We start from the raw sequence: 22,976 nt of genomic DNA, 5'->3' as shown, positions 1-22,976 counted from the left end.
TCAGCACGAGGTTCGTCGCCAGTGCCATATCCGACACGACTGCCGTGAGCGTGTAGGTGATGGTCTGGCCTGCGTTGACGCTCGTCCCGGACGCCGGATTGGAGGTCTTGTTGACCGTGATGGTCGGCGCCATGGTCGGCGTCGAAACCGAGTCGGAATCGGTGACCGCCGGACCATTCGGCGGTGTGCCGCTTGCGGTCGCGGTGTTGTCGACATGACCGCTGATCACATCGGCCGCGCTGACCGTGTAGTTGACCGGGCCGCAGGTGGCGCTGGCGCCTGGCGCCAGCGTCGTTGGCGAGCAGGCGATCGCACCACCGAGCAGCGGGTCGTTGACGCCAACGCCAGTGAGGGTGACGTTGCCGCTGTTGAGAACCGTGAAACTGTAGGTGATCGTGCTGCCCTGCCCATACGGCCCCATGGAGGTGACCGATTTGGTCAACGTGAGCGCCGGGTTTGGCGTGAACGGCACCGTATGCGTGTCCGACACCGGCGGCGTCTCGTCGCTGTCGGCCGTCGCGGTGTTGACGTAGCTGCCCGCATCCACGTCAGCCTGCGTCACCACGTGTGTCGCCGCGCACGCCAGCGTCGCCGACGGCGCCAGCGTCGCCGGCTGCGCCGGCGTGCACGCGCCGAGCGTCGCGCTCGCATCGCTGATCGTCACTCCATGCAGCGTCACGTTGCCCGTGTTGGTCGCCACGATCGAGTAGCTGATCGTCTGCCCCACCGTGTACGGACCCGCCGAGGTCTCGCCCTTGACCACGCCAAGCGCAGGGTTGACGAGGGTGTGGATGACACTGCACGTCGTGCAGGTGGGCGGACTGTCGCCGCCGCCACCGCTGCCGGTGACGTTGTTGGCGACCGTGCCCGATGCCGCCGCATTGACGCTGGCCGTGTATGTCACCGTGTAGGTACCAATGCCGGTACCGATCGGCAATGTGCAGGTCAGACTGCCGCTGCAGCTGAACTGCGGGCTTTGCGCACTGACCGAGCCGAACGTGAGGCCGGTTCCAAGCGCGTCGCTGAGGGTGAACACGCTCGTCAACGGCGCATTGGCGATGGCCACGCTGACCGTATAGGTGATCGTGTCGCCGACGTTGACCAGCGTTGCGGGCGCCGGCACCGCGCTCTTGTTCAGCGTGATGACGGGCTTTGCGACCACCGTTTGTGCAGTGGCGGTGTTCGGCGCGACGTTGTTGTTCTCGTTGGCTGCGGCAATGTTCGTCGTGATCGGAATCGGCCCAGGATTGGTCGGCAGCACGACGTAGTTGAAGTTGAAGTTGAGCGACTGTCCAGGCGTGAGCGACGTCGGCATGCCGGTAAACGTGATCGTGCAGGCCGGCGCGGGGTTGTAGGTTGCGGTGACACCGGCCGGCACGAGCGTGAAGTTGACCGACGTGGGGCAAGTGGCAGGCACGCCGGGGTTGCCCAGGGCGACGCTGTAGGTCACACCGGTCGCGGTGGTATCGCCGGCGTTGGTGAACGTGAAGCTTCCATAGGCCGTATCGCCCGCCAGCACCGCAGGCGTGACGCTGACCATCGTCCCCACATCGACGCCAACCGTGGGCGGGATGATGACAACGGGCTCGTGAATGATCGGGGAGCGCTCCAGCGCCCACAGGTCGAGGGCCTTGGCCGTGCCGAAGTAGGTCGCGGCGCTGTTGTCGCAATCGGTGTTGGGATCGCTGCTGCCGGTCCAGTAACGATAGTAGTGGCCCGAACCGCCGAGGTTCGCGTTGGTCGCATCGACGCCGGTCAGCGAATGTGTCGGCGTGGGCTGCACCTCGGCATTGCCGGCGCCGCACAGATGGCCATTGAGGTCACCGATGAGGGTGCCGCCGGCGGTACGGTAACCGCGATCGTCGTAGTAGACGGTGGCGGCCTCGGCCGCATTGAACGGATTGAGCTTGACCAGCGAAGGACCGCCATTGGCGTTGCCTTCAACATCGATCATCGGGAAGTGGATTTCCCCGTTGCGACCGACGATCTGGAAGTCGAAATTGCCCACCGGGAACGCGAAGCCGGCGTTGTCAAGGCCATTCCACAGGATCGCATGGTTGCCCGACAGCGCCACGCCCGTGAGCACGCGGTTGCACACGTTGGCGGGATCGTAGTCATCCACGCAGCCAGGCGGATGATTGGGGTCGGCGCCAGGCCCGACGCTGCCACGCCGGATCACGATCTCGTAGGTCAACGTATTGAGCGTGGTAAACGTGAACACGCCGCCGGAATTCACGGTGGTGTTGTAGCCACCGGCGTTGCCGACGAAAGTGGGAGCGCTGAGCTGCGGCTGCTGTGGCACGAGCGGAATCGCCAGCGCGCTCAGCACGCGATTGACCTCGACGGCATTCGGTCCGGCCGGGGCGACGTCGCTGAAGAACATCGGATAGGTCGGGGCCTCGGCCGTGACGCCCGCAGTGAAGGAAGGTCCTGCATTCACGTCCGCACTGTTACCGCGCAGGTCGTGATACAACGGCGCACCAGCGTCGATGAACCCCTTGGGGTTGGCGTAGAACACCGCCCGATTGGGATCGAGCCCCCGGAACGTCTGTCGATAGCGAAAGCCGTCGCTCGAAACATAGTGCAGGTCGTTGGTGATGACGCGGCCATTGGCGGTGAGATAGATCGCCCACGCGTAGGTGAAGACACGACCATTGAGATCGGCCAACGAGGACAGGTTGGCACGCACGGTCACGTCCCAGGCCGACACCAGCGATGTCGATATGCGTGGATCGGCAATGTCGGCGGTATTGGTCTGATTGCCGCTGGTTGCGGCCGTGAAGCGCACGCCGTAGATGCCCGTGCTCGGCGCCACGTACCAGCAGGGAGCGAAGCCGTTGGGCACGGTCGCAGTGAGATCGGCGCTGTTGGGGCCGGCCAACTCCTGCGCGCGATTGGCGATGGTGCCGCGTCCTGCCTGCGAGGCGCAGCTGAAGTTCGAGGCTGCCGGGATCGTCTCGTTGCCACGGGCACCGAACGACTGCGGGTTGTAGACGAGGACATCACCGCCGTTGCTGCGGTTGCGCGAGCCGAGCAGGATGACTTCGCCCGCTTGCGCATACACGTACAGGAACTGGCGCTGGCGCGCGACGCCAGCATACAAACCGTTGCTGAGATCCATCACGCCACGGTTGCCGGTGGACCCTGGGCCCGTCGCCGGATGAAGGGTGCGCGACCCTTCGGCCAGCGCCGCGCCACTCGCGCCCAGACCCAGCAGGACCGCCAGGGCGGTCAAGGCCGGCAGCGCGCGTGCGCAGCGCAGCATCAGGCCGGATGGCGTCGCATGTGCTGCCGGCACAGCGGCTGCAGCGCCCGGCCAGCCAAGTCGGCTGCGCAGTACGGCGGCATACCGGTGCAGGCCGCGCATGACGCGCCTCTGCCCAGGCACCGGCGCGTTGGCGGAATCGGTTGGCGTTATGGAGGACATGTGCAAACCCCAGAGTGAAAACGATGGTGCGGCAACCCCAACGACGTGCGCCCGCGTCCATGCCGCAGCAATGCGGCGCCGGCCAGTCGGTCACGTTCGGATGGAGCTCCCTCGAACGGAAGCTTACCCAAGCCTCGTGACGCAATCGGTCAGAATGTGACCAACGGACGCAAACAATTGTGACCGACGTCACGCTCACGCCCAGGGTCACTTGACCTGGGTCATGGCGCAATCGCCGACCACCCCGAGGGTGCGTAGCGCGGCCCGCCGCAACGCCACCATGCGACCACCCGGGTTGCCTGCATCCATGCAAGGCATGGGCCAGACGTGTTGTCGCGCCTGTCGCGCATCAAGCAAGCTGCGTGCCATGGCCGCGCTGCGCGTACCGGGCAGGCGGCGAGCGTGGTCGCAACCGGCCAGCGGACCGTGGCTCAGCGCAGATCGGCGAGGATCGCCTGCGCGGCGTTGTGGCCTGGCGCGCCCGTCACGCCGCCGCCGGGGTGGGTGCCGGCGCCGCACAGGTACAGGCCCGGCAGCGCGCCGCGGTAATTGGCCTGGCCCAGCATCGGGCGGGCGCTGAACAACTGGTTGAGCGACAGCGCGCCATGGAAGATGTCGCCCCCGATGAGGCCGAAGTCGCGTTCCAGGTCGAGCGGCGACTTGATCTGGCGACCGAGCACGCTGGCCCTGAAGCCGGGCGCGTAGCGCTCGACGGTGTCGAGCATGAGGTCGGCCACTGGCTCGCGATGCGTGTCCCAGCTCGCGCCATCGGGCAACACCGGCGCGACGTGCTGGCAGAACAGGCTCGCCACATGCTGCCCGTTTGGCGCGAGCGAGTCGTCGAGCGTGGACGGAATCAGCATTTCCACGATCGGCTCGCGCGACCAGCCATGGGCTCGCGCATCGAGATAGGCGCGGTCCATGTAGGCCAGGCTTGGCGCCATGATGATGCCCGCGGTCAGGTGATCGCCGGCACCCGGCAGCGCCGTGAAGCTCGGCAGGCGGTCGAGTGCGACGTTCATGCGGAACGTGCCCGAACCGCAGCGCCAGTTCGCCATGCGCTCGCGCGTGGGCGCGGGCACGCGGTCGGGCGCGAGCAGGCGCTCGTACAGCAGCTTGGGATTGACGTTGGCGACGATCGCGCGCGCGTGCACGATGTCGCTGTGCTCAGTGACGACGCCAGTCACGCGGCCGTCCTCGACAAGGAGCTCGCGCACGCCGCAACCGATGCGGATCTCGGCGCCGGCGGCGGTGGCCGAGCGCGCCATTGCCTGGGTGATCGCACCCATGCCGCCGATGGCGTGGCCCCACGCCCCCTTGACGCCGTTGACCTCGCCGAACACGTGGTGCAGCAGCACGTAGGCGCTGCCCGGCGTGTATGGGCTGGCGTAGTTGCCGACCACGCCATCGAAGCCGAGCACGGCCTTGATCGGCTCACTCTCGAACCAGCGGTCGAGGTACTCGGCGGCCGAGATCGTGAACAGGTCGAGGAGGTCGGTGCGCAGGGTCGCTTCGAGCGCACCGAGGCGCCGGCCGAGCTTGCCCGCCCGCACGAGCTCGGGCAACGCCTTGAGCCAGCCGCCCTCGGTCACGTTGGGCGGTGCCTGCAGCGCGAGCGCGCGCAGCACGTCGGCGATCGCGTCGAGGCGACGCTCGTACTCGGGCAGCGCGGCGGCATCCTTGCGCGAAAACTTGGCAACCTCGTCCTGCGTGCGCCCGGCGCCGGTGAGCAAGTAGCTGCCATCGGGTCGCGGCAGGAAGTTGCTGGCCTTGCGCAGCACGATCTGCAGGCCATGCCGCGCAAGCTGCAGGTCTTCGATCACTTTGGGTTGCAACAGCGACACCGTGTAGGCCGCCACCGAATTGCGGAAGCCCGGATGGAATTCCTCGGTGACCGCGGCGCCGCCAACGACCCCGCGCCGCTCCAGCACGAGCACGCGCTTGCCGGCGCGGGCCAGGTAGGCGGCGCAGACCAGGCCGTTGTGGCCGCCGCCGATGAGGATCGCGTCGTACATCAGGCATCGCCTCCGCTTGCGAACGCGCGATGTTACAGCCTCGCCGCGCCAGCGCACCGCAGCGCCGAGCGGCGCCGCGTGCACTGACCCGGATCAAGGCAGCGCCGCCGCAACGCCGCGACGATGCTGCGCCCCGGCGTCCCACCCGCAGCGGCGCCGACGCAACCGCCCACACCAGGAGTCTTGCCCATGTTGTTCGAAGTTCCCGCGATCCACGACGCACAGTGCGCCGCCAAAATCACCGATGCCCTGCTGGCGCAGGACCTTGGCGCCAGCGTGCAGGTGCAGATCGAGCAGCGCCGCGTGCGCGTGGAAGGCCGGCTCAACGCCGAACAGGCGCTGGCCGCGATCCGCGGCGCCGGCTTCGCCGCGACCGAGGCCGGGCCGCACAGCGGTCCCGGCAGCACCTGCTGCGGCGGTTGCGCCTGAACGATGCCGCCCGCGCGCGGTCACCGCGCGCGGGGGCTGGCCTCAGGCCAGCGCGCCATCGCCGGCGGTGCGCAGCACCACGCGGCGTGCCAGCGGCAGGCTGATGAGGCCGAGCAGGCACAGCGCGACCACGTACCACGCCGGCGCCAGCGGCGAGCGCAACACCATGAGGCTGACCAACTGTGGCGTGAGGCCGCCGAACACCGCGTAAGCGACGTTGTAGGCGAACGAAACGCCCGAGTAGCGCACCGCCGGCGGGAACGCCTGCACCAGCAACACCGGAATCACCCCGACCACGCCGACGCAGAAGCCGGCCAGCGCGTAGAGCGGCGGCAAGTGCGTCGCATCGCGCGCCACGCCGAGGTAGAGCCACAGCACGCTGACCGCGAGCAGCGCGCAGCCGATTGCCAGCGCCCGCGCGGCGCCGATGCGATCGGCCGCAATGCCGAACACCACGCAACCGATGGTCAGGGCCAGCGTCGCCAGGCTGTTGGCGCCGAGGGCGGCGGCGGCGGGAATCCGGAACAAACCCTGCATGAGGCTCGGCGTGAGCAGGATGACGACGACGATCGCGGCAGTGAGCACCCAGGTCAACAGCATCGAATACAGCACCGCGCCGCGATGACCGGCCAGCACGCGGCGCAGCGGCAGGCCTTCGACGAGCGCGCGGCGGCGCCGCAGTTCCTCGAACACGGGCGTCTCGGCCAGCATGCGGCGCAGGAACACGGCGCCGAGCCCGAACACGCCACCGAGCAGGAACGGGATGCGCCAACCCCAGTCGAGCACCTGCGCCGGACTGAGTTCGCGGTTGATTGCACCGGCAACGAGCGAACCGAGCAGGATGCCCGCGGTGAGGCCGGCCGTGAGCGTGCCGCAGGCCAGCCCTACGCGCCGTGCCGGCACATGTTCGGCGACGAAGGTCCACGCGCCAGGCACTTCGCCGCCGACCGCGGCGCCCTGCAGGATGCGCATGAGCAGGAGCAGCAGCGGCGCCGCATGGCCGAGCGTGGCCCAGGTCGGCAGCAGGCCGATCACGAGCGTGGGCAGGGCCATCAGCAGCACGCTCAGCATGAACATGCGCTTGCGGCCGCTGCGATCACCGAAATGCGCCATCAGCACGCCGCCGAGCGGTCGGGCGAAATAGCCGGCGGCAAACAGGCCGTAAGTCTGGAACTGGCGCAGCCAGTCGGGGGTGTCGGGCGGGAAAAACAGCTGCCCGATCGTCGTGGCAAAGAACACGAAGATGATGAAGTCGTAGAACTCGAGCGCCCCGCCGAGGGCCGCCAGCACGAGCGTGCGCAGGTCATTGCGGCCGAGCGCGCGCTCGCTGCCACTCACAACATCGCCTCCAAGTCCTTGCCGATGCCCGCCGGGGTGTCGGTCGGGGCATAACGGCGCAGCACCGCGCCCTTGCCGTCGACGAGGAACTTGGTGAAGTTCCACTTGATCGCCTCGCTGCCGAGCAGACCCTTGGCCTGTTGTTTGAGGAAGCGATAGAGCGGATGGGCGTTGGCGCCATTGACCTCGATCTTGGCGAACAGCGGGAAGGTGACGTCGTAGTTGAGCGAGCAGAAGTCCTTGATCGCGGCCTCATCGCCCGGCTCCTGATGGCCGAACTGGTCGCAGGGAAAGCCGAGCACGACGAGGCCGCGTGCGCGGTAGTCGCGGTAAAGCTGCTCCAGCCCCGTGTACTGCGGCGTGAAACCGCACTTGGAGGCGACGTTGACGATGAGCAGGGTCTTGCCGCGGTACGCCGACAGCGGCTGCTCGGCCCCGTCGATCGTCGTCGCGCTGAAGTCGTATACCGAAGTCTGGGCCATGTCGCGTCCTCGCTGGATGGCGCAGTGTACTCGCGGCGACCGGGTCGCTGTGCGCAGCCGCGCATGGCCGCGCCCGACGCCGACGCCGGTTGCTAGCCGATGCGCTGCAACTGCAGGGCGCTGTTGGCGACCCCGGATCCCGGCAGGTAATGATCGATGAGCAGAAACGCGAACAGCGCCATCAGGTAGATGATCGAGTAGTTGAACACGCGCATCGCGTAGTAGTCGTCAGGCGGATTCATGAGCCGCACCGCGTACCACAGGAAGGCACCGCCGAGCACGAGCGCGCCGCCGAGGTAGAACAGGCCGCTCATGCCGGCGAGGTAAGGCAGCACCGTGATGACCACCAGCAGGATGGTGTAGAACAGCACATGCCAGCGCGTGTAGGCGATGCCATGCGTGACCGGCAGCATCGGGATCTGCGCCCGCGCATAGTCGTCGCGCCGGAAGATCGCCAGCGCCCAGAAGTGCGGCGGCGTCCAGATGAACACGATGAGGAACAGCAGCAGTGCATGCGCATGCACGCTGCCGGTCACCGCCGACCAGCCGAGCACCGGCGGGATCGCGCCGGCGGCGCCGCCGATCACGATGTTCTGCGAGGTGGCGCGCTTGAGGAACGCGGTGTAGATGATCGCGTAACCGATGAGGCCGCAGAAGGTCAGCACCGCGGTCAGCAGGTTGTCGAACAGCACGAGGATCAGCATCGACAGGACGCCGAGCGTGAGCGCGAACACGAGCACCTGGCGCGGTGTGAGCGCACCTGTGGCCAATGGCCGGTGCAGGGTGCGCGCCATGAGCTTGTCGATGCGTTGGTCGATCAGGTGGTTGATCGCGGCCGCCGACGCCGAGGCCAGCCAGATGCCGAACGTACCGGCGATGGCTTCCTGCAGCGGCGGCACGCCCGGTACCGCCAGCAGCATGCCGATGACCGCAGTGAACACGATCAGCGCGACGATGCGTGGCTTGGTGACCTCGAGGTATTGCCGCAGCAGGGATGGGGAATTCACGTGACTCGCCCTGCGGTCAGGTCAGCGCCGGCGGCGCCTGGCGGCGCGTGCGCACCAGCAGCACGATGAGGCTCAGCAGCAGCAGCACGGCGCCGGCGTTGTGCGCGGTCGCCACCGGCAGCGGCAGCAGCAGCATGACGTTGGCGATGCCGAGGCCAAGCTGGATGCACAGCAGCAGCGCGATCGCCGCGCCGAGTCCGCGCAGGCCGCGCCGCCAACTGGCGAATGCGGTCGCCAGCACGTAGACGAACACGACCAGCGCCACCAGCCGATGCGCGATCTGGATCGCGGCGCGCGCCGCGGCGTCGAGCACGCCGCCCTCGTAATTGACGCCGATGCCGCGCCACAGCACGAAGGCTTCACGGAAATCGGTCTGCGGCCACCATGCGCCGGCGCACTTGGGATAGTCGGCGCCACAGGCGAGCGCGGCGTAGTTGGCACTGGTCCAGCCACCGAGGGCGATCTGCAGCGACAGCAGCACGAGCGAGACGACCGCCATCGTGCGCAGGGCCCGCTGCTGCGGGCTGGCCTGCCAGCGCGTGAGCAGGCTCAACGCGACCCAGGCGAGCAGTGCGAACGTGAGCAGGCCGCCCAGCAGGTGGCCCATCACCACGATCGGTTTGAGCAGCCAGGTGACGGTCCACATGCCGAGCATGGCCTGGAACACGATCACGGCGAACGTGGCCACCGCAACGCGGTACGGCGCCGGCCGCGGCAGTCGCGCCGCGACAAGGAATGGCAGCGCCAGGGCGATGGCCGAGAACGCCACCGATACCGCGTAGGCGCCCTTCATGTACAACACCACCCCGATCGCTGCGGCCACCGCCGCGCCGACCAGCGCCGCGACGGCGCCGCGGCGACGCCAGGCGGCGCTCAGCGCGATCGCGAGCACGAGCGTGCCGAGCGAGCCGGCCAGCATGCGGTGCACCTGCTCGCGCCAGGCCTTGTGGGTCTCGTAAGGCCGCTGCGGAAACGCCTCGTTGGCGTGGGCGATTTCCTGCTCGTGGCCGGGCCAGGTCGCCTTGCCGTAGCAGGTCGGCCAGTCCGGGCACGACAGGCCGGCATCGGACAGGCGCACGAAGGCGCCGAACACGATGACGAGGAAGGCAAGGGTCGCCGCGGCGAGGGCGAGCCGACCGGTGAGGGACGATGCTTGCATGGACGATCAACTCTTGATGACGCGCTCGAGATCGTGGCGCAGCTTGCGGGCATCGTAACCGACGCCATAGCTCAGCACGAGGAATCCGTGCGGATCGGCGAACACCACGGCAACCTCGTCGGCGCCGGTTGGCCGCCACGCGGCCAGGCTGGCCGTCGGATCGCGCACCTCGCGCACCGGCGCGAGCCCATCCAGCGCTGCGGGAGGCAGCGTGCCGAGCACGACGACGCGCACGCGCGAGGCGTTCTGGTTGAGGCTCAGGCGCACGCGGCGCAGTTCGTCGATGCGCGCAAGACAGGCACTGGCGCAGGATGGCCCGGTCAGCGCGAACACGGTCCAGGACCACTCGGCGTCCTTCCACGGCAGCGCCTGCCCGTCGGCATCGACGATGCCGGCGGCGGCGAGATCGCGCGGCGGCTGCAGCAGCGTGCCGTAGTTGCGCTTGCCGGCCGGCAGCCAGCCGCGTTCGCTGAGCACCCAGGCCGTGAGCAGCGGCGCGGTGAACAGCAGGAGGATCAGGATCAAACCAAGGCGGTTGCGCGTGCGCGGTGTCATGTGGCCGAAGTCGGGCGGCGCCAATGCAGGACCACGAAGATTGCCACGACTGCGGCGCCAAAAGCGAACCAGGTGAAGGCGTAGGCGTAGTGGCGCTCGGGCGGGAACACGCCAGGGCGCCATTCACGCACGAAATGCGCCGCCGCGTCATCGGCACCGACCTGCAGCAGCACGCGCGGATCGAGCCCATGGCCGAGGTCGGCGGCGACCTCGGCCAGATCGAGATAGATCGTCGTCTTGGGCCAGTGTGACTGCCGCGCCAGCGCATCGCCGCCCATGCGCAGCGCGATGCCGGGTGGCGGCGCATACAGGGCGTGCAGGCTGCGCACACCGCTTGGCGGTGGCGGGACCGGCGGCACGTGGCCAGCGGCGTCACGGGCGAGGAAACCGCGGTTGACGAGCAGCGGCGGTCCGCCCGCGCTCGGCGCGAACACGCCATACACCATCACGCCGACCTTGCCGCCGTGCAGTTGGTCGTCGAGCACATAGGCATGATCGGGATCGAAGGTGCCCGCCACCACGACGAGCGGATAGCGGGTCGGGCTGGCCAGCGCACGGGCCTGGGCCAGCGTCACCGGCAGCCCGCTCTCGGCGGCATCGAAGGCCGCGAACAGCGCTTCCTTCTCCTGCCCACGGCGTACCTGCCAGGTGCCGAGCGCCATGAACATCGCCAAGCCCGCCAGTGCGAGAGCGACCGCGAACACACTCGGTACCTGCCAGCGCCTGCCCGCCATGACGCTGCGCCTATAATCGAGCGGTCGCCGGGCGCTGCGCCCGGCTGGTGGTCACGCCCATGCTCAAGACTCTGCTCATCGTCGCGTTCCTGCTCGCCATCCTCTACAACCTCGGCGCGGGCCTGTATTACATGATGAGCGACAAGGGCACCACCGACCGCACGCTCAAGGCGCTGACCCGGCGCATCGTGCTGTCGGTCGTGCTGATCGTGCTGATCATCATCGGCATCAAGACCGGACTGATCCAGCCGCACGGCGTCGGCGGCTGAGGCCCGCGCGGCGCGGGCCGAGGCCGGGGCCGGTGCGGCACCGGCGATCGCGTCACGGCTGGCGCGCTACAGGATGTAGACGAACACGAACAGGCACACCCACACCACGTCGACGAAGTGCCAGTACCAGGCGGCGGCTTCGAACGCGAAATGGTTGTCGCGCGTGAAGTGCCCCTTGGCGCAGCGGAACCACATCACCGCGAGGATGATCGCGCCGAGCGTCACGTGCAGACCGTGGAAGCCGGTCAGCATGAAGAACGTGCTGCCGTAGATGCCACTGCCGAGGGTCAGGTTGAGGTGCTCGTAGGCCTCGGCGTATTCGTGGGCCTGGAAACCGAGGAACACCACGCCCAGCAGCACGGTCAGCGCGAGGAACACGAGCAGGCGGCCACGGTGACCCGCACGCAGCGCATGATGGGCGATCGTGATCGTCACGCCCGAAGACAGCAGCAGCAGGGTGTTGAGCAGCGGGATGCCCCACGGCGACATCGTCGAGAATGCACCGCCGATGTCCTGCGGGCCATTGGTCGGCCATGCCGCCGAATACTGCGGCCACAGATACAGGTTGGTCAGCGCGCCATGGCCTTCGCCGCCGAGCCACGGCACCGAGAACGTGCGCGCGTAGAACAGGGCGCCGAAGAACGCGGCGAAGAACATGACTTCGGAGAAGATGAACCACATCATCCCCATGCGGAACGACACGTCGACCTGCTTGTTGTACAGACCCGCCAGCGATTCGCGGACCACCGAACCGAACCAGCCGGCCATCATGATCACGAGCAGGCCCAGGCCCACCAGCATGATGCCCTTGCCGGCATCGGCCTCGTTGAGCCACATGCCGGCACCCACCACGGTGCCGATCAGGCCGAAGGAACCGACGATCGGCCAATGGCTGCCGTGGGGAACGTAGTAAGCACCTTGTGTTTGCGCCATGACAGGATCTCGATCGGTTGGTGGTCAACCCGCCGCGGGCGGCGGCGAAACGGTGTTGGACAGCCGCTGGGTGGCGGCCTCGTTGGCATAGAAGGTGTAGGACAAGGTCAGCTCGCGCACATCGCGCGGCAGGCGCGGGTCGACGAAGAACCGTACCGGCATGCGCCGCGTCTCACCCGCCTTGAGCACCTGCTCGGTGAAGCAGAAGCACTCGGTCTTGTTGAAGAACGCCGACGCCGCACTCGGCGCGACGCTCGGCACCGCATTGCCGACGATGTCGTGACTGCTCGTGTTGGTGGCATCGAACCAGGCGTCGACGAGCTTGCCCGGATGCACCTGCATGATCGGCTGCTCGGTGGCGAACGTCCACGGCAGCTTGCTGTTGACGTTGGCGACGAACTGCACGGTGATCGTGCGGCTGGTGTCTTCGCTCATGCCGGCCAGCGTGCTGGCGCTGGCCGCGGTCTGCGCCAGACGGATGCCGAGCACGTGCTCGCAGACGATGCGGTAGGCCGGCACCATCGCAAACCCGAACGCAAAGGCGCAGATCACGACGATCGCCGTCGTCTTGAGCACGCCGCGATGGCTGCCGCCTGCGCTCATTGCACCAGGACCATCTCGATGATCGCGAACAGGTACATGCCGATCGCCACCGCACCGGCGATCAGCGCGGTGCGGCGCGCCCGCGCACGCCCCTGCTCGAAGTCGTCAGTGCGTGACATTGCCGTGCGCCAGCATGTCGTCGGTGATGACCGGCGGCGTCGAGAAGCTGTGGTACGGCGCCGGCGAGGGCAAGGTCCACTCGAGCCCACGCGCGCCTTCCCACACCTGCGCCGTGGCGCGCTGCCTGGAGTAGTACACGCAGTGGATGATCACGCCAAGGAAGATGAACTGGCTCAGGCCGAACCAGAAGCCGCCGATCGACGACATCATGTTGAAGTCGGCAAACGCCACGTTGTAGTCGGGAATGCGCCGCGGCATGCCGGCCAGGCCGACGAAGTGCTGCGGGAAGAACAGCACGTTGACCGAGATCACGCTCGACCAGAAGTGGATCTTGCCCCACTTCTCCGAATACATGTTGCCCGACCACTTGGGCAGCCAGTAGTAGACCGCGGCCATGATGCCGAACAGCGCGCCGGTGACCAGCACGTAGTGGAAGTGCGCCACGACGAAATAGGTGTCCTGGTACTGGAAGTCGGCCGGCACGATCGCGCACATGACGCCCGAGAAGCCGCCGATCGTGAACAGCACCACGAACGCGATTGCGAACAGCATCGGGGTCTCGAAGGTGATCGAACCCTTCCACATGGTCGACACCCAGTTGAACACCTTCACGCCGGTCGGAATGCCGATCAGCATCGTGCCGTACATGAAGAACAGCTCGCCGCCGAGCGGCATGCCGACGGCGAACATGTGGTGCGCCCACACGATGCACGACAGGAACGCGATCGAGGCCAGCGAGTAGACCATCGCCTGGTAGCCGAACAGCGGCTTGCGCGAGAAGGTCGGGATGATCTCCGAAATGATCCCGAACGCGGGCAGGATCATGATGTAGACCTCGGGGTGGCCGAAGAACCAGAAGATGTGCTGGAACATCACCGGGTCGCCGCCGCCGGCCGCGTGGAAGAAGCTGGTGCCGAAGAACTTGTCGGTGAGCAGCATCGTCACCGCGCCGGCCAGCACCGGCATCACCATGATGAGCAGGAACGCGGTGATGAGCCAGCTCCACACGAACACCGGCATCTTGAGCAGGTCCATGCCCGGTGCGCGCATGTTGAGGATGGTGGCGATGATGTTGATCGCGCCCATGATCGAGCTGATGCCCATGAGGTGGATCGCGAAGATCATGAAGGCGACGTTGGCACCGCCTTCCAGCGCCAGGGGCGGGTACATGGTCCAACCGCCCTGCGGGCCACCGCCGGGCAGGAACACTTCCATCACGAGCAGCAGGAACGCGAACGGCAGGATCCAGAACGACCAGTTGTTCATGCGCGGCAGCGCCATGTCGGGCGCGCCGATCATCATCGGGATCATCCAGTTCGCCAGTCCGACGAAGGCCGGCATGATCGCGCCGAAGATCATGATGAGGCCGTGCATGGTGGTGAGCTGGTTGAAGAACTCCGGCTGCATGAGCTGCAGGCCAGGCTGGAACAGCTCGGCACGGATCAGCATCGCGAAGCTGCCGCCAATGAAGAACGCGGTCAGCGAGAACACCAGGTAAAGGGTGCCGATGTCCTTGTGATTGGTGGTGAACAACCAGCGATGCAGGAAGCCGTGCGGCTTGTGGTCGTGCTCGTCGGCGTGGATGTCGGAGATGGCGGGATTGACTGCGGCCATGGCTGTAACCTCGGATCTTGCGGGCCTCAGCCCTGTGTGGCGGTCGTGGCGACAGGAGCGGCCTGCGCGGTCTTGGCGGCGGCAGCGGCGCTCTCCTGAGTGGCCAGCCATTGCTCGAATTCGGCCTTGGGCACGGCCTTGACCACGATCGGCATGAAACCGTGGTCCTTGCCGCACAGCTCAGCGCACTGGCCGCGATAAGTGCCGGCCGTGTCGATGCGGGTCCAGTTGCCGTTGATCAAACCGGGGATCGCGTCCTGCTTCCAGCCCAGATCAGGCACCCACCACGAGTGGATCACGTCGTCGGCGGTGATGACGAAGCGCACCTTGACGCCGACCGGCAGCAGCAGCGGCTTGTCGACATTGAGCAGGTAGACGTTCTCGCCGCCCTCCTGCACCGAATGCGGATCGAGCCCCGACCCGGTCTGGCGCACGCGGTTGGACTCGGCATCGAGGGTGGACACGAAATTGACCGGAGTGGCCTTGCCGAAGTACTCGACGTATTCGTAACGCCATTTCCACTGGTAGCCGGTGATCTTGACCGTCATCTCCGAGCTTTCGACGTTGGCCATGTCGACCACGAGTTTGGTCGCGGGCCACGCCATCGCGACGAGGATGATGACCGGGATCGTGGTCCAGATCAGCTCCATCGTGGTGTTGTGGCTCCACTTGGCCGGCACCGCGCCGCGCGATTTGCGGAACTTGAACAGCGCATAGACCATCGCGCCGTAGACGATCACGCCGATCGCGACGCAGACCCAGAACGCGAGCATGTGCACGCCATGGACGCGCTCCGAGATCGACGTCACGCCGGTCGGCATGTTCAGTTGCCATGGCTGCGGATTGGCCAGCGCCAACCCGCTCGCCGCCATCGCCAGGCCTGCCACGGCGCGGCGGACGCGCATCACCCCGGATGAAATCATCGACATCACCTTAAGATTGTCTGCTTGCTGGCGCGATCCACCGCCGGCTCCCCGAAACCATCCCGCCGCGCCGCGCGACTGCGTGCGCTACGCTGAGTGCGGCGATTTGACGCATCATAGTCGAGCCCGCGCCGCAGCGGCAACCGCCGCACGAGGCGACGCGCAGCGGACGCGATGCCCGCCACGGCATGTCCTTGGCCGCCATCGGGCGCCTCACTACACTAGGCGACCCGCCGCGAAGGGCGCTGCCGAGAACGTGCGTGAGCGAGACGCTGCTACCCGAATTGCCTGCCGCGGCCGACCCCACCTGGGCCCGCATCACCGCAGCCTGGTCGCGCGATGAAGCCGAGGCCGTCGAGGAACTGCTCGACCAGGCCAGCCTGCCGCCGACCGAACGCTCGCTGGTGCTGGCGCGTGCGGCCGAGCTCGTCGCGCGCGTACGCCTGCGCGCCGGCGAGCAGAGCGTGGTCGAATCGTTCATGCGCCAGTACGACCTGTCCAGCGAGGAAGGCGTGCTGCTCATGTGCGTAGCCGAGGCGCTGCTGCGCATCCCCGACAAGACCACCGCCGACAAGCTGATCCGCGACAAGCTCGGCGAGGCCGACTGGAAGAAACATCTCGGTGGCAGCGAATCGGTGCTGGTCAACGCATCGACCTGGGGCCTCATGCTGACCGGGCGCCTGGTCAATCTCGCCGAGGACACCCGCCGCGACTTCGCCGGCGGCTTCAAGCGCCTGATCGGGCGCGCCGGCGAACCGATGATCCGCCTCGCCGTGCGCCAGGCGATGCGCATCATGGGCCACCAGTTCGTGATGGGCCGCAATATCGGCGAGGCGCTCGATCGCAGCGCACAGAAGGGCTACAGCGACTACCGCTATTCCTACGACATGCTCGGCGAAGCGGCACTGACCCAACCCGACGCCGAGCGTTACCACCGCGCGTACAAGGACGCGATCATCGCGCTCGGCGCGCGCGGCCCGTTCAAGAGCGTGATCGACGCGCCGTCGATCTCGGTCAAGTTGTCGGCACTGCACCCGCGCTACGAGGTCGCCAAGCGCGCTCGGGTACATGCCGAGCTGACGCCCAAGCTGCTCGAGCTGGCGCAGCTGGCCATGCGCAGCGGCATCGGCATGACCGTCGACGCCGAGGAGGCCGACCGGCTCGAACTGTCGCTGGAAATCATCGGCGCCGTGTTCGCCCACGAGTCGTTGGCCGGCTGGAACGGGTTTGGCCTGGCCGTGCAGGCCTACCAGAAGCGCTGCCCCTACGTGATCGACTGGCTGGCGCAGACCGCGCGCAGCGCCGGTCGTCGCTGGTGCGTGCGGCTGGTCAAGGGTGCGTACTGGGACGCCGAGATCAAGCGCGCGCAGGAGCAGGGTCTGGTCGGCTATCCGGTGTATACGCGCAAGCCCAACACCGACGTGTCCTATCTGGCCTGCGCCAGGCGCATGTTCGCGGTCGGCGGCGAGTACATCTACCCGCAGTTCGCCACCCACAACGCGCACACGATCGCCGCGATCCACCACTTCGCGCAGGGGCGGCCGTTCGAATACCAGCGCCTGCACGGCATGGGCACCGACCTGTACGGCGAAGTCATCGGCGCCGACAAGCTCAACGTACCCTGCCGCGTCTACGCACCGGTCGGCAGCCACGAGGATCTGCTGCCGTATCTGGTGCGACGCCTGCTCGAAAACGGCGCCAACACCTCGTTCGTCAACCGCATCGTCGATGAGGCGGTGCCGGTCGAGGATCTCGTCGCCGATCCTTGCGAGACGGTGCGCGCCTGCACCTCCAAGCCGCACCCGCGCATCCCGCTGCCGGTCGGCCTCTACGGTCAGCTACGGAAGAATTCCATGGGCGTCAATCTTGCCAACGACAACGAACTCAAGGCCCTCGCCGAGGCGGTCAATGCCCATCGCGGTCCATGGACGGCCTCGCCACTGGTGCCGGGCGCGCAATCGGGCGAAACGCCGCGCGAGGTGACCAATCCGGCCGATCGCCGCGAAGTGGTCGGCCAATCGCGCAATGCCGATGCGGCCACGATCGAAAAGGCGCTGGCCAATGCGGTCGGCGCGCAGGAAGCCTGGGATACGTTGCCGGCGGCGAGCCGGGCCGCCATCCTCGAACATGCGGCCGACCTGCTCGAGGCGCGTCGCGGCGAGTTCATCGCGCTGTGCGTGCGCGAGGCCGGCAAGACGATCCCGGCGGCGATTTCCGAGGTGCGCGAGGCGGCCGACATGTGCCGCTATTACGCCGCGATGGCGCGCAAGCTGTTCGGCCAACCCGAAAACCTGCCGGGTCCGACCGGCGAATCCAACCAGTTGTTCCTGCGCGGCCGCGGCGTGTTCGTGTGCATCAGTCCGTGGAACTTCCCGCTCGCGATCTTCATGGGCCAGGTGGCGGCCGGCCTTGCCGCCGGCAACGCGGTCATCGCCAAGCCGGCCGACCAGACCACGCTGGTCGGTTGCGCCGCGGTCAGGCTGCTGCACGAAGCCGGCGTGCCCGAGGCCGTGTTGCAGTTCGTGCCGGCCAAGGGCTCGATGATCGGCAACACCCTGCTGACGCGCCCGGAAGTCGCCGGCGTGTGCTTCACCGGCTCCACCGAGACCGCGTGGACGATCAACCGCACGCTCGCCGCGCGCAATGCGCCGATCGCGGCGCTGATCGCCGAGACCGGCGGCCAGAATGCACTGATCGCCGATTCCTCGGCGCTGCCCGAGCAACTGGTCAAGGATGTCGTCACCTCGGCCTTCGACTCGGCCGGCCAGCGTTGCTCGGCCGCGCGCGTGCTGTTCGTGCAGGAAGACATCGCCGACAAGGTCATCGCGATGCTCAAGGGCGCGATGGACGAGCTCGTGGTCGGCGACCCGGCCAAGCTGTCGACCGACGTCGGCCCGGTCATCGACCCGCCCTCGTGCGCGAGCCTCGACGACCACGCGGCGAAGATGGAAGGCGTCGCCAGGCTCATCAACGAGGCCAAGCTGCCGCCCGAAGCCGCGCACGGCACCTTCTTCGCGCCGCGCGCCTACGAGATCCCCTCGATCGCGGTGCTCACGCGCGAGGTGTTCGGTCCGGCCCTGCACGTGGTGCGCTGGAAGGCGAGCGAGCTCGACCAGGTCATCGATGCGATCAACGCCACCGGGTTCGGCCTCACGCTCGGCATCCACAGCCGCGTCGACGACACGATCCAGCACATCGCGCGGCGCGCACGCGTCGGCAACTGCTACGTCAACCGCAACCAGATCGGCGCGGTCGTCGGCGTGCAGCCGTTCGGCGGCGAGAACCTGTCGGGCACCGGTCCCAAGGCCGGTGGCCCGCACTACCTGCTGCGCTTCGCCACCGAACGCACGCTGACGATCAACACCACCGCCGCCGGTGGCAATGCCTCGCTGCTGACCCTGGGTGACTGACCGGCCCGCATGACGGTGGCGCGGTTCCGCCGATGCCCCGGCGGCCTGGCCCGTTCATGCGACTGACCGCGCGGGCGGGCCGCGCAGGCGGATCGTCGTTGCGCTGGCAGGCCTGGATCGATCCCGGCTGACGGCGCGGGCAGGCCCGCATCACGTCGTTGAGGTTGTGGCCGCCCGATCGCGTACTGGATCGGTACCACAACGCGGATACGACGATGCGCAAATCGAACCTGACTCCCTTGCTGGCCCTGCTGCTGGCGGCCCCCTTGAGCCACGCCGCAACCTGGTGCGTGCGCAACCACACCGAGTTGCAGCAGGCGCTGACCGCGGCCGCGGCCTCGCCCGGCGACGATGAAATCAGGATCCGCGAAGGCATCTACACGACCTTCTCCGGCACCTTCACCTACACCGCGCAGACCACGGGCTGGCTGTGGCTCACGGGCGGCTGGTACACGATCGACGGCAACGACTGCGCGCAGATGCGCATGGACGCCTCGCGCACGATCCTCGACGGAGCCGGCCAGCAACGGGTGCTGAAGATACTCCTGATGCCACCGGCTGGCACGACACAGTCGACGCGCCTGGGCGTGATGAACCTGACGCTCGCCAACGGCTACGGCAACTCGACGACGTTCGAGCGCGGCGGCGGCGTGCAGATGAACTCGTACTCCGACGGATTCACCGAACTGTGGCTCGACCATGTCATCGCCACTCACAACGATGGCTATTTCGGCGGCGGCGCGGACCTGTATGCGAAAAACGGCTTCGTGCGCATCGCCAACAGCCTGTTCGACCACAACGACGCGAGCGCGACTGCATTCGGCCACGCGGCGATCACCGTGGTGACAACACCGGGCAACGTGTCGCCAGCCATCATCATCGCCAACAGCACGTTCGCACGCGGGCATTGCCCCGGCAACAGCGGGCGCGGCTGCGGCGTCGGGGCGGGACTGCCTGCGGGCGTGAACCTGGCCGTGCTCAACAGCCTGTTCCACGACAACGCGATCTCCGACCTCAACATCGAAGGCATGGCCGTGATCGGCGCCGGCAACGGCAGCGCCGCCGCCGACTACAGCCTCATCCCCACCCTCAGCGGCAACCTGGCACTGGCCACCACCCATGCGTTCGCGGGCGATCCGATGTTCGTCGATCCCGCCAATGGCAACTTCCGCCTGCGCGATGCGTCGCCGCTCATCAATCAGGGGCTGGCGCCACTGCCCTACTATCCGCTGGGCGGCGCCGATCTCGATGGAAATTTGCGTGTGCGCTTCGGCGCGACCGATCCTGGCCCCTACGAGAACCAGACCTGGGACCGGATCTTCGTCAACGGCTTCGAGCCCTGATCGCCACGCGGCAGACGGCATGCGCGTCGCGCGACGCGGCGGCGGACAGCGCCGCCCTCGCCGCCACGCCCGGCGTGGCGCTCGGCAACGGGCCGGCGCCACCCAAAACGCGGCGGGCACCCGTCAAGCGGGTGCCCGCCACCTCCCTCCCCAACCATCGTCGACAGCGGCGCTGCGCGCCCGCTGCGGTATCGGGCGCGCTGCGCGCCCAGTACCGACCGCTGCTCAGAACGTGTACTGGCCCGACACGCCGAGCAGATTGCCGTAGCTCTCGAAATGGCCAACCAGCGTGTCGAAGGTCGCCGTCGTGTCGTTGATCTTGCCGTCGTCGACGAACAGGTGCACGTAGCCGAAATCGAACTTGAGGGTGTCGCTGTAGCGGTAGCCGGCACCGAATGCGATCCACTTGCGCGAGCCGTCGGGCACGCGCGGGTCGCGATGCGCATCGACGGTCGGCGTCTGGTCGTAGGCGATGCCCGCGCGCAGGGTCCATTCGTCGTTGAGGCGGTAATCGGCACCGACCGAGGCGTACCAGGTGTCCTGGAAGCCGAAGATCGTGGCGCGGTTGTAAGGCGCCTGCGCCGGATTGGCGTAGTTGACATACAGCTGCTTGAAGCTCGACCAGCGCGTGAAGCCGATATCCACGCCAAAGCTCAGGCGGTCGTTGGCGGTGTGCCACCAGCTCGCGCGCGCGTAGGCCGGAGTGTTGAAGTCCGCCTTGCCATCGGTATCGACGAAGGCACCATTGAAGTAGGGCAGCAGGTTCGACGGGACCTCGAACTTGGCACGCCCCGAAATCGTGTGGTCGATCTGCGAGTGGAAATTGACGCCGATGCGGTCGCTGTCGGTCGGCTTCCACAACAGGCCCAGATCGAAGCCCCAGCCCCAGTCGTTGCCCTTGAGCGTTCCGCGGCCATCGGCCTCCTGCGGCAGCCAGGCGCCATTGGTCGGCTGCGCGAGGATCGTGCCGAGGTTGATCGCCGAGCCCAGCGTGGCCGCGGTGCGCTGCGCAATCAGGCTCGCACCGAGCGAGAACTCGTCGGACACCTTCCACGAGGCCGAGAACGTCAGCGCGGGCGACTGCAGCTTGGTGGTCTGCGCCAGATAACGCCCCATCCAGCGGTCGTTGTACTCGGTCTGGAAGCCGTACGGCACGCTCATTGCCGCGCCGATCGCGAACTGGTCATTGATCGGCATGATGAAGTGGGTGCCCGGCACCGGCAGCGTGGTGCCGCCGTCGCCGCCGTTGTTCCCGGTCAACGGACGCCCGAGCAGATCGGTGCCACTGCCGTGGAACTCGGTGCTGAAATTGATTGCGGTCAGGTCGAACTGCAGGCACGAGGTGTGGAACTCGCTCATCGCCGCCGGATTGTTGACCACCACGGCGCAGTCGCCGGGCGCCACTGAACCCGCATAGGCGCGGCCCATGCCCTGCACGTCGTTTTCCTGCAGCTGGAACCCGGCGGCCTGCACCTTGCCCGTGCCCAAGGCCATCGCCAACGCGAATGGCAGGGCGGCAAGCCCCAGGGCGACCTGGTTGCGACGATGGCTGTGTTGCATACCGCTGCTCCTTTGGAGAAAGTTCTTGCGTGGATTGCCACGAATGAGCTGGGATATTAACGTCATCTTCACCAAGCTGGCCATCGTGCGCTGCCGCAAACGGTGGCGTATGGTGGAGGGTGGCGCAGGGCCGAATGTCGCCCGCTCCCGTTACCGGACGACCAGGGATAGCCTGATGCCGCGTCAGTTCCCATCGATTATCGTCGGCGCGATCCTCGCTGCGGCAGTGCCGGCCACCGCCGTTGCCGCGCAGACCGTCGTGCTGCCGGCCAGCGCCTGCCCGCAATCGGACCCGCTGTTCGCCAGCGGCTTCGAAACCGCGCCGGCGATCCCGGCGCAGCCGTCGCACGGCAGCGGCGGTGTTTGGCCGGGCGCGGTGACACGCACGATCAGCGTGACCGGCCTGGGTACGCGCAGCTACTACCTGTATCTGCCTGCCAGCTATGCGCCGACCCAGTCGTGGCCGCTGCTGCTGGCTCTGCGCCGTGCCAACGCGCAGACGGCCACTGCCGCGCAGCAGACGCGCAACAGCTGGAGTGCGCAAGCGGACGCCGCCGGCTTCATCGTGGTCGCGCCGGTCGGCAACTCGACGCAAGGCGGCTGGGGTGCCAGCGGCGACCTGGCCGAGATTTCGGCCGTGCTCGATGACGCGCTCGCGCACTACAACGTGGAGCAGAGCCGCATCTACCTGTGGGGATTTTCGGCCGGCGCGCACTATGGCCACGGCCTGGCGCTCGACAATGCCGACTACTTCGCGGCCTACGGCGTCAGCGCCGGCTCGCTCGAACGGTACGCCTGCACCGACAACGGCTCAAGTCCGCCGACCTGCAACGCGCTGCTGGCCGGCGTGCAGCCGAAGATTCCCGTCGACATCCATCTGGGCTCGAGCGATCCACTGTACAGCCCGCCCTATACCGCAGCCGGCGATGTGACGCGCTTCCAGAACAACGGCTGGGTGCGCAACCGCAACCTCTACTACACGGTCTTCAGCGGCGGCCACATCTACACGCCGGCCCAGCTCGGCGAGATCTGGAACCACCTGTGCCCGTTCGCGC

General features: G+C 67.5%; 19 protein-coding genes. 5 read left to right on the top strand and 14 right to left on the bottom strand.

Annotation, left to right across the window (positions count from 1 at the left end):
* The coding region (locus KF903_RS14240) for a hypothetical protein (protein ID WP_291216216.1) at positions 1–3,265 on the bottom strand (3,265 nt) is incomplete at its 3' end.
* Positions 3,266–3,858: 593 nt separating this feature from the next.
* Positions 3,859–5,442 (bottom strand): NAD(P)/FAD-dependent oxidoreductase, encoded by a 1,584-nt coding sequence (locus KF903_RS14235; protein ID WP_291216214.1) that lies wholly within the window; start codon positions 5,440–5,442, stop codon positions 3,859–3,861.
* A gap of 189 nt (positions 5,443–5,631) precedes the next feature.
* On the opposite strand from KF903_RS14235, the gene KF903_RS14230 reads away from it, so the two are divergent.
* Complete coding sequence (locus KF903_RS14230; protein ID WP_291216212.1) at positions 5,632–5,871, top strand: heavy-metal-associated domain-containing protein; 240 nt, start codon at positions 5,632–5,634, stop codon at positions 5,869–5,871.
* Between the two features lie 42 nt (positions 5,872–5,913).
* Here the strand turns inward: KF903_RS14230 and KF903_RS14225 are convergent, their stop codons facing one another.
* The 6 genes from KF903_RS14225 to KF903_RS14200 all read right to left on the bottom strand — a co-directional run bounded on the left by KF903_RS14225 (position 5,914) and on the right by KF903_RS14200 (position 11,146).
* Positions 5,914–7,209, bottom strand: a complete 1,296-nt coding sequence (locus tag KF903_RS14225) for an MFS transporter (protein WP_291216210.1) — start codon at positions 7,207–7,209, stop codon at positions 5,914–5,916.
* Positions 7,206–7,691, bottom strand: a complete 486-nt coding sequence (locus tag KF903_RS14220) for a glutathione peroxidase (RefSeq protein WP_291216207.1) — start codon at positions 7,689–7,691, stop codon at positions 7,206–7,208. Before KF903_RS14220 ends, KF903_RS14225 begins: the two co-directional genes overlap by 4 nt.
* Before the next feature lie 92 nt (positions 7,692–7,783).
* Positions 7,784–8,698 carry a heme o synthase gene (locus tag KF903_RS14215; RefSeq protein WP_291216205.1) on the bottom strand — a complete coding sequence of 305 codons (915 nt, stop codon included), beginning with the start codon at positions 8,696–8,698 and terminating at the stop codon, positions 7,784–7,786.
* Positions 8,699–8,714: 16 nt separating this feature from the next.
* Positions 8,715–9,857 (bottom strand): COX15/CtaA family protein, encoded by a 1,143-nt coding sequence (locus KF903_RS14210; protein ID WP_291216203.1) that lies wholly within the window; start codon positions 9,855–9,857, stop codon positions 8,715–8,717.
* Positions 9,858–9,863: 6 nt separating this feature from the next.
* A complete protein-coding gene (locus KF903_RS14205) occupies positions 9,864–10,412 on the bottom strand; it encodes a hypothetical protein (RefSeq protein WP_291216201.1) in 549 nt (182 codons plus the stop codon).
* A complete protein-coding gene (locus KF903_RS14200) occupies positions 10,409–11,146 on the bottom strand; it encodes an SURF1 family protein (RefSeq protein ID WP_291216199.1) in 738 nt (245 codons plus the stop codon). Before KF903_RS14200 ends, KF903_RS14205 begins: the two co-directional genes overlap by 4 nt.
* A 59-nt stretch (positions 11,147–11,205) precedes the next feature.
* Between KF903_RS14200 and KF903_RS14195 the strand changes: the two genes are divergently transcribed.
* Complete coding sequence (locus KF903_RS14195) at positions 11,206–11,415, top strand: twin transmembrane helix small protein (protein ID WP_291216197.1); 210 nt, start codon at positions 11,206–11,208, stop codon at positions 11,413–11,415.
* 66 nt (positions 11,416–11,481) lie between these two features.
* Here the strand turns inward: KF903_RS14195 and KF903_RS14190 are convergent, their stop codons facing one another.
* Genes KF903_RS14190 through coxB form a run of 5 tightly spaced genes read right to left on the bottom strand, consistent with a single transcriptional unit; the run spans position 11,482 to position 15,608 of the window.
* Positions 11,482–12,348 carry a cytochrome c oxidase subunit 3 gene (locus KF903_RS14190; protein WP_291216194.1) on the bottom strand — a complete coding sequence of 289 codons (867 nt, stop codon included), beginning with the start codon at positions 12,346–12,348 and terminating at the stop codon, positions 11,482–11,484.
* A gap of 24 nt (positions 12,349–12,372) precedes the next feature.
* On the bottom strand, positions 12,373–12,951 hold the full coding sequence (locus KF903_RS14185) for a cytochrome c oxidase assembly protein (protein ID WP_291216191.1): 579 nt from the start codon (positions 12,949–12,951) through the stop codon (positions 12,373–12,375).
* Positions 12,948–13,070, bottom strand: a complete 123-nt coding sequence (locus KF903_RS14180; RefSeq protein WP_291216188.1) for a hypothetical protein — start codon at positions 13,068–13,070, stop codon at positions 12,948–12,950. Before KF903_RS14180 ends, KF903_RS14185 begins: the two co-directional genes overlap by 4 nt.
* The gene (ctaD, locus tag KF903_RS14175; RefSeq protein ID WP_291216186.1) at positions 13,057–14,685 is read right to left on the bottom strand and encodes a cytochrome c oxidase subunit I; all 1,629 of its coding nucleotides are present in this window, start codon (positions 14,683–14,685) and stop codon (positions 13,057–13,059) included. The genes KF903_RS14180 and ctaD overlap by 14 nt, the downstream gene beginning before the upstream one ends.
* Before the next feature lie 26 nt (positions 14,686–14,711).
* Positions 14,712–15,608 (bottom strand): cytochrome c oxidase subunit II, encoded by an 897-nt coding sequence (gene coxB / locus KF903_RS14170; RefSeq protein WP_291216184.1) that lies wholly within the window; start codon positions 15,606–15,608, stop codon positions 14,712–14,714.
* A gap of 260 nt (positions 15,609–15,868) precedes the next feature.
* Here coxB and putA point away from each other — a divergent pair, with 260 nt between their 5' ends.
* Together putA and KF903_RS14160 are read left to right on the top strand one after the other, a co-directional pair.
* Positions 15,869–19,018, top strand: coding sequence for a bifunctional proline dehydrogenase/L-glutamate gamma-semialdehyde dehydrogenase PutA (gene putA, locus KF903_RS14165; RefSeq protein ID WP_291216182.1), 3,150 nt, complete (start codon positions 15,869–15,871; stop codon positions 19,016–19,018).
* A 215-nt stretch (positions 19,019–19,233) separates the two neighbouring features.
* A complete protein-coding gene (locus tag KF903_RS14160) occupies positions 19,234–20,361 on the top strand; it encodes a hypothetical protein (RefSeq protein ID WP_291216180.1) in 1,128 nt (375 codons plus the stop codon).
* A 225-nt stretch (positions 20,362–20,586) separates the two neighbouring features.
* Here KF903_RS14160 and KF903_RS14155 read toward each other — a convergent pair whose 3' ends face one another.
* Positions 20,587–21,921, bottom strand: a complete 1,335-nt coding sequence (locus KF903_RS14155; RefSeq protein ID WP_291216178.1) for an outer membrane protein transport protein — start codon at positions 21,919–21,921, stop codon at positions 20,587–20,589.
* Between the two features lie 175 nt (positions 21,922–22,096).
* Between KF903_RS14155 and KF903_RS14150 the strand changes: the two genes are divergently transcribed.
* Positions 22,097–22,976: PHB depolymerase family esterase (locus tag KF903_RS14150; protein ID WP_291216175.1), on the top strand; the 880-nt coding region annotated here is incomplete at its 3' end.

It is taken from the genome of Dokdonella sp. (assembly GCF_019634845.1).
In the GTDB taxonomy this organism is placed as follows: domain Bacteria; phylum Pseudomonadota; class Gammaproteobacteria; order Xanthomonadales; family Rhodanobacteraceae; genus Dokdonella_A.
Note: the sequence above shows the minus strand (reverse complement) of the source record. Positions and strands in the feature narration are given on the sequence as shown.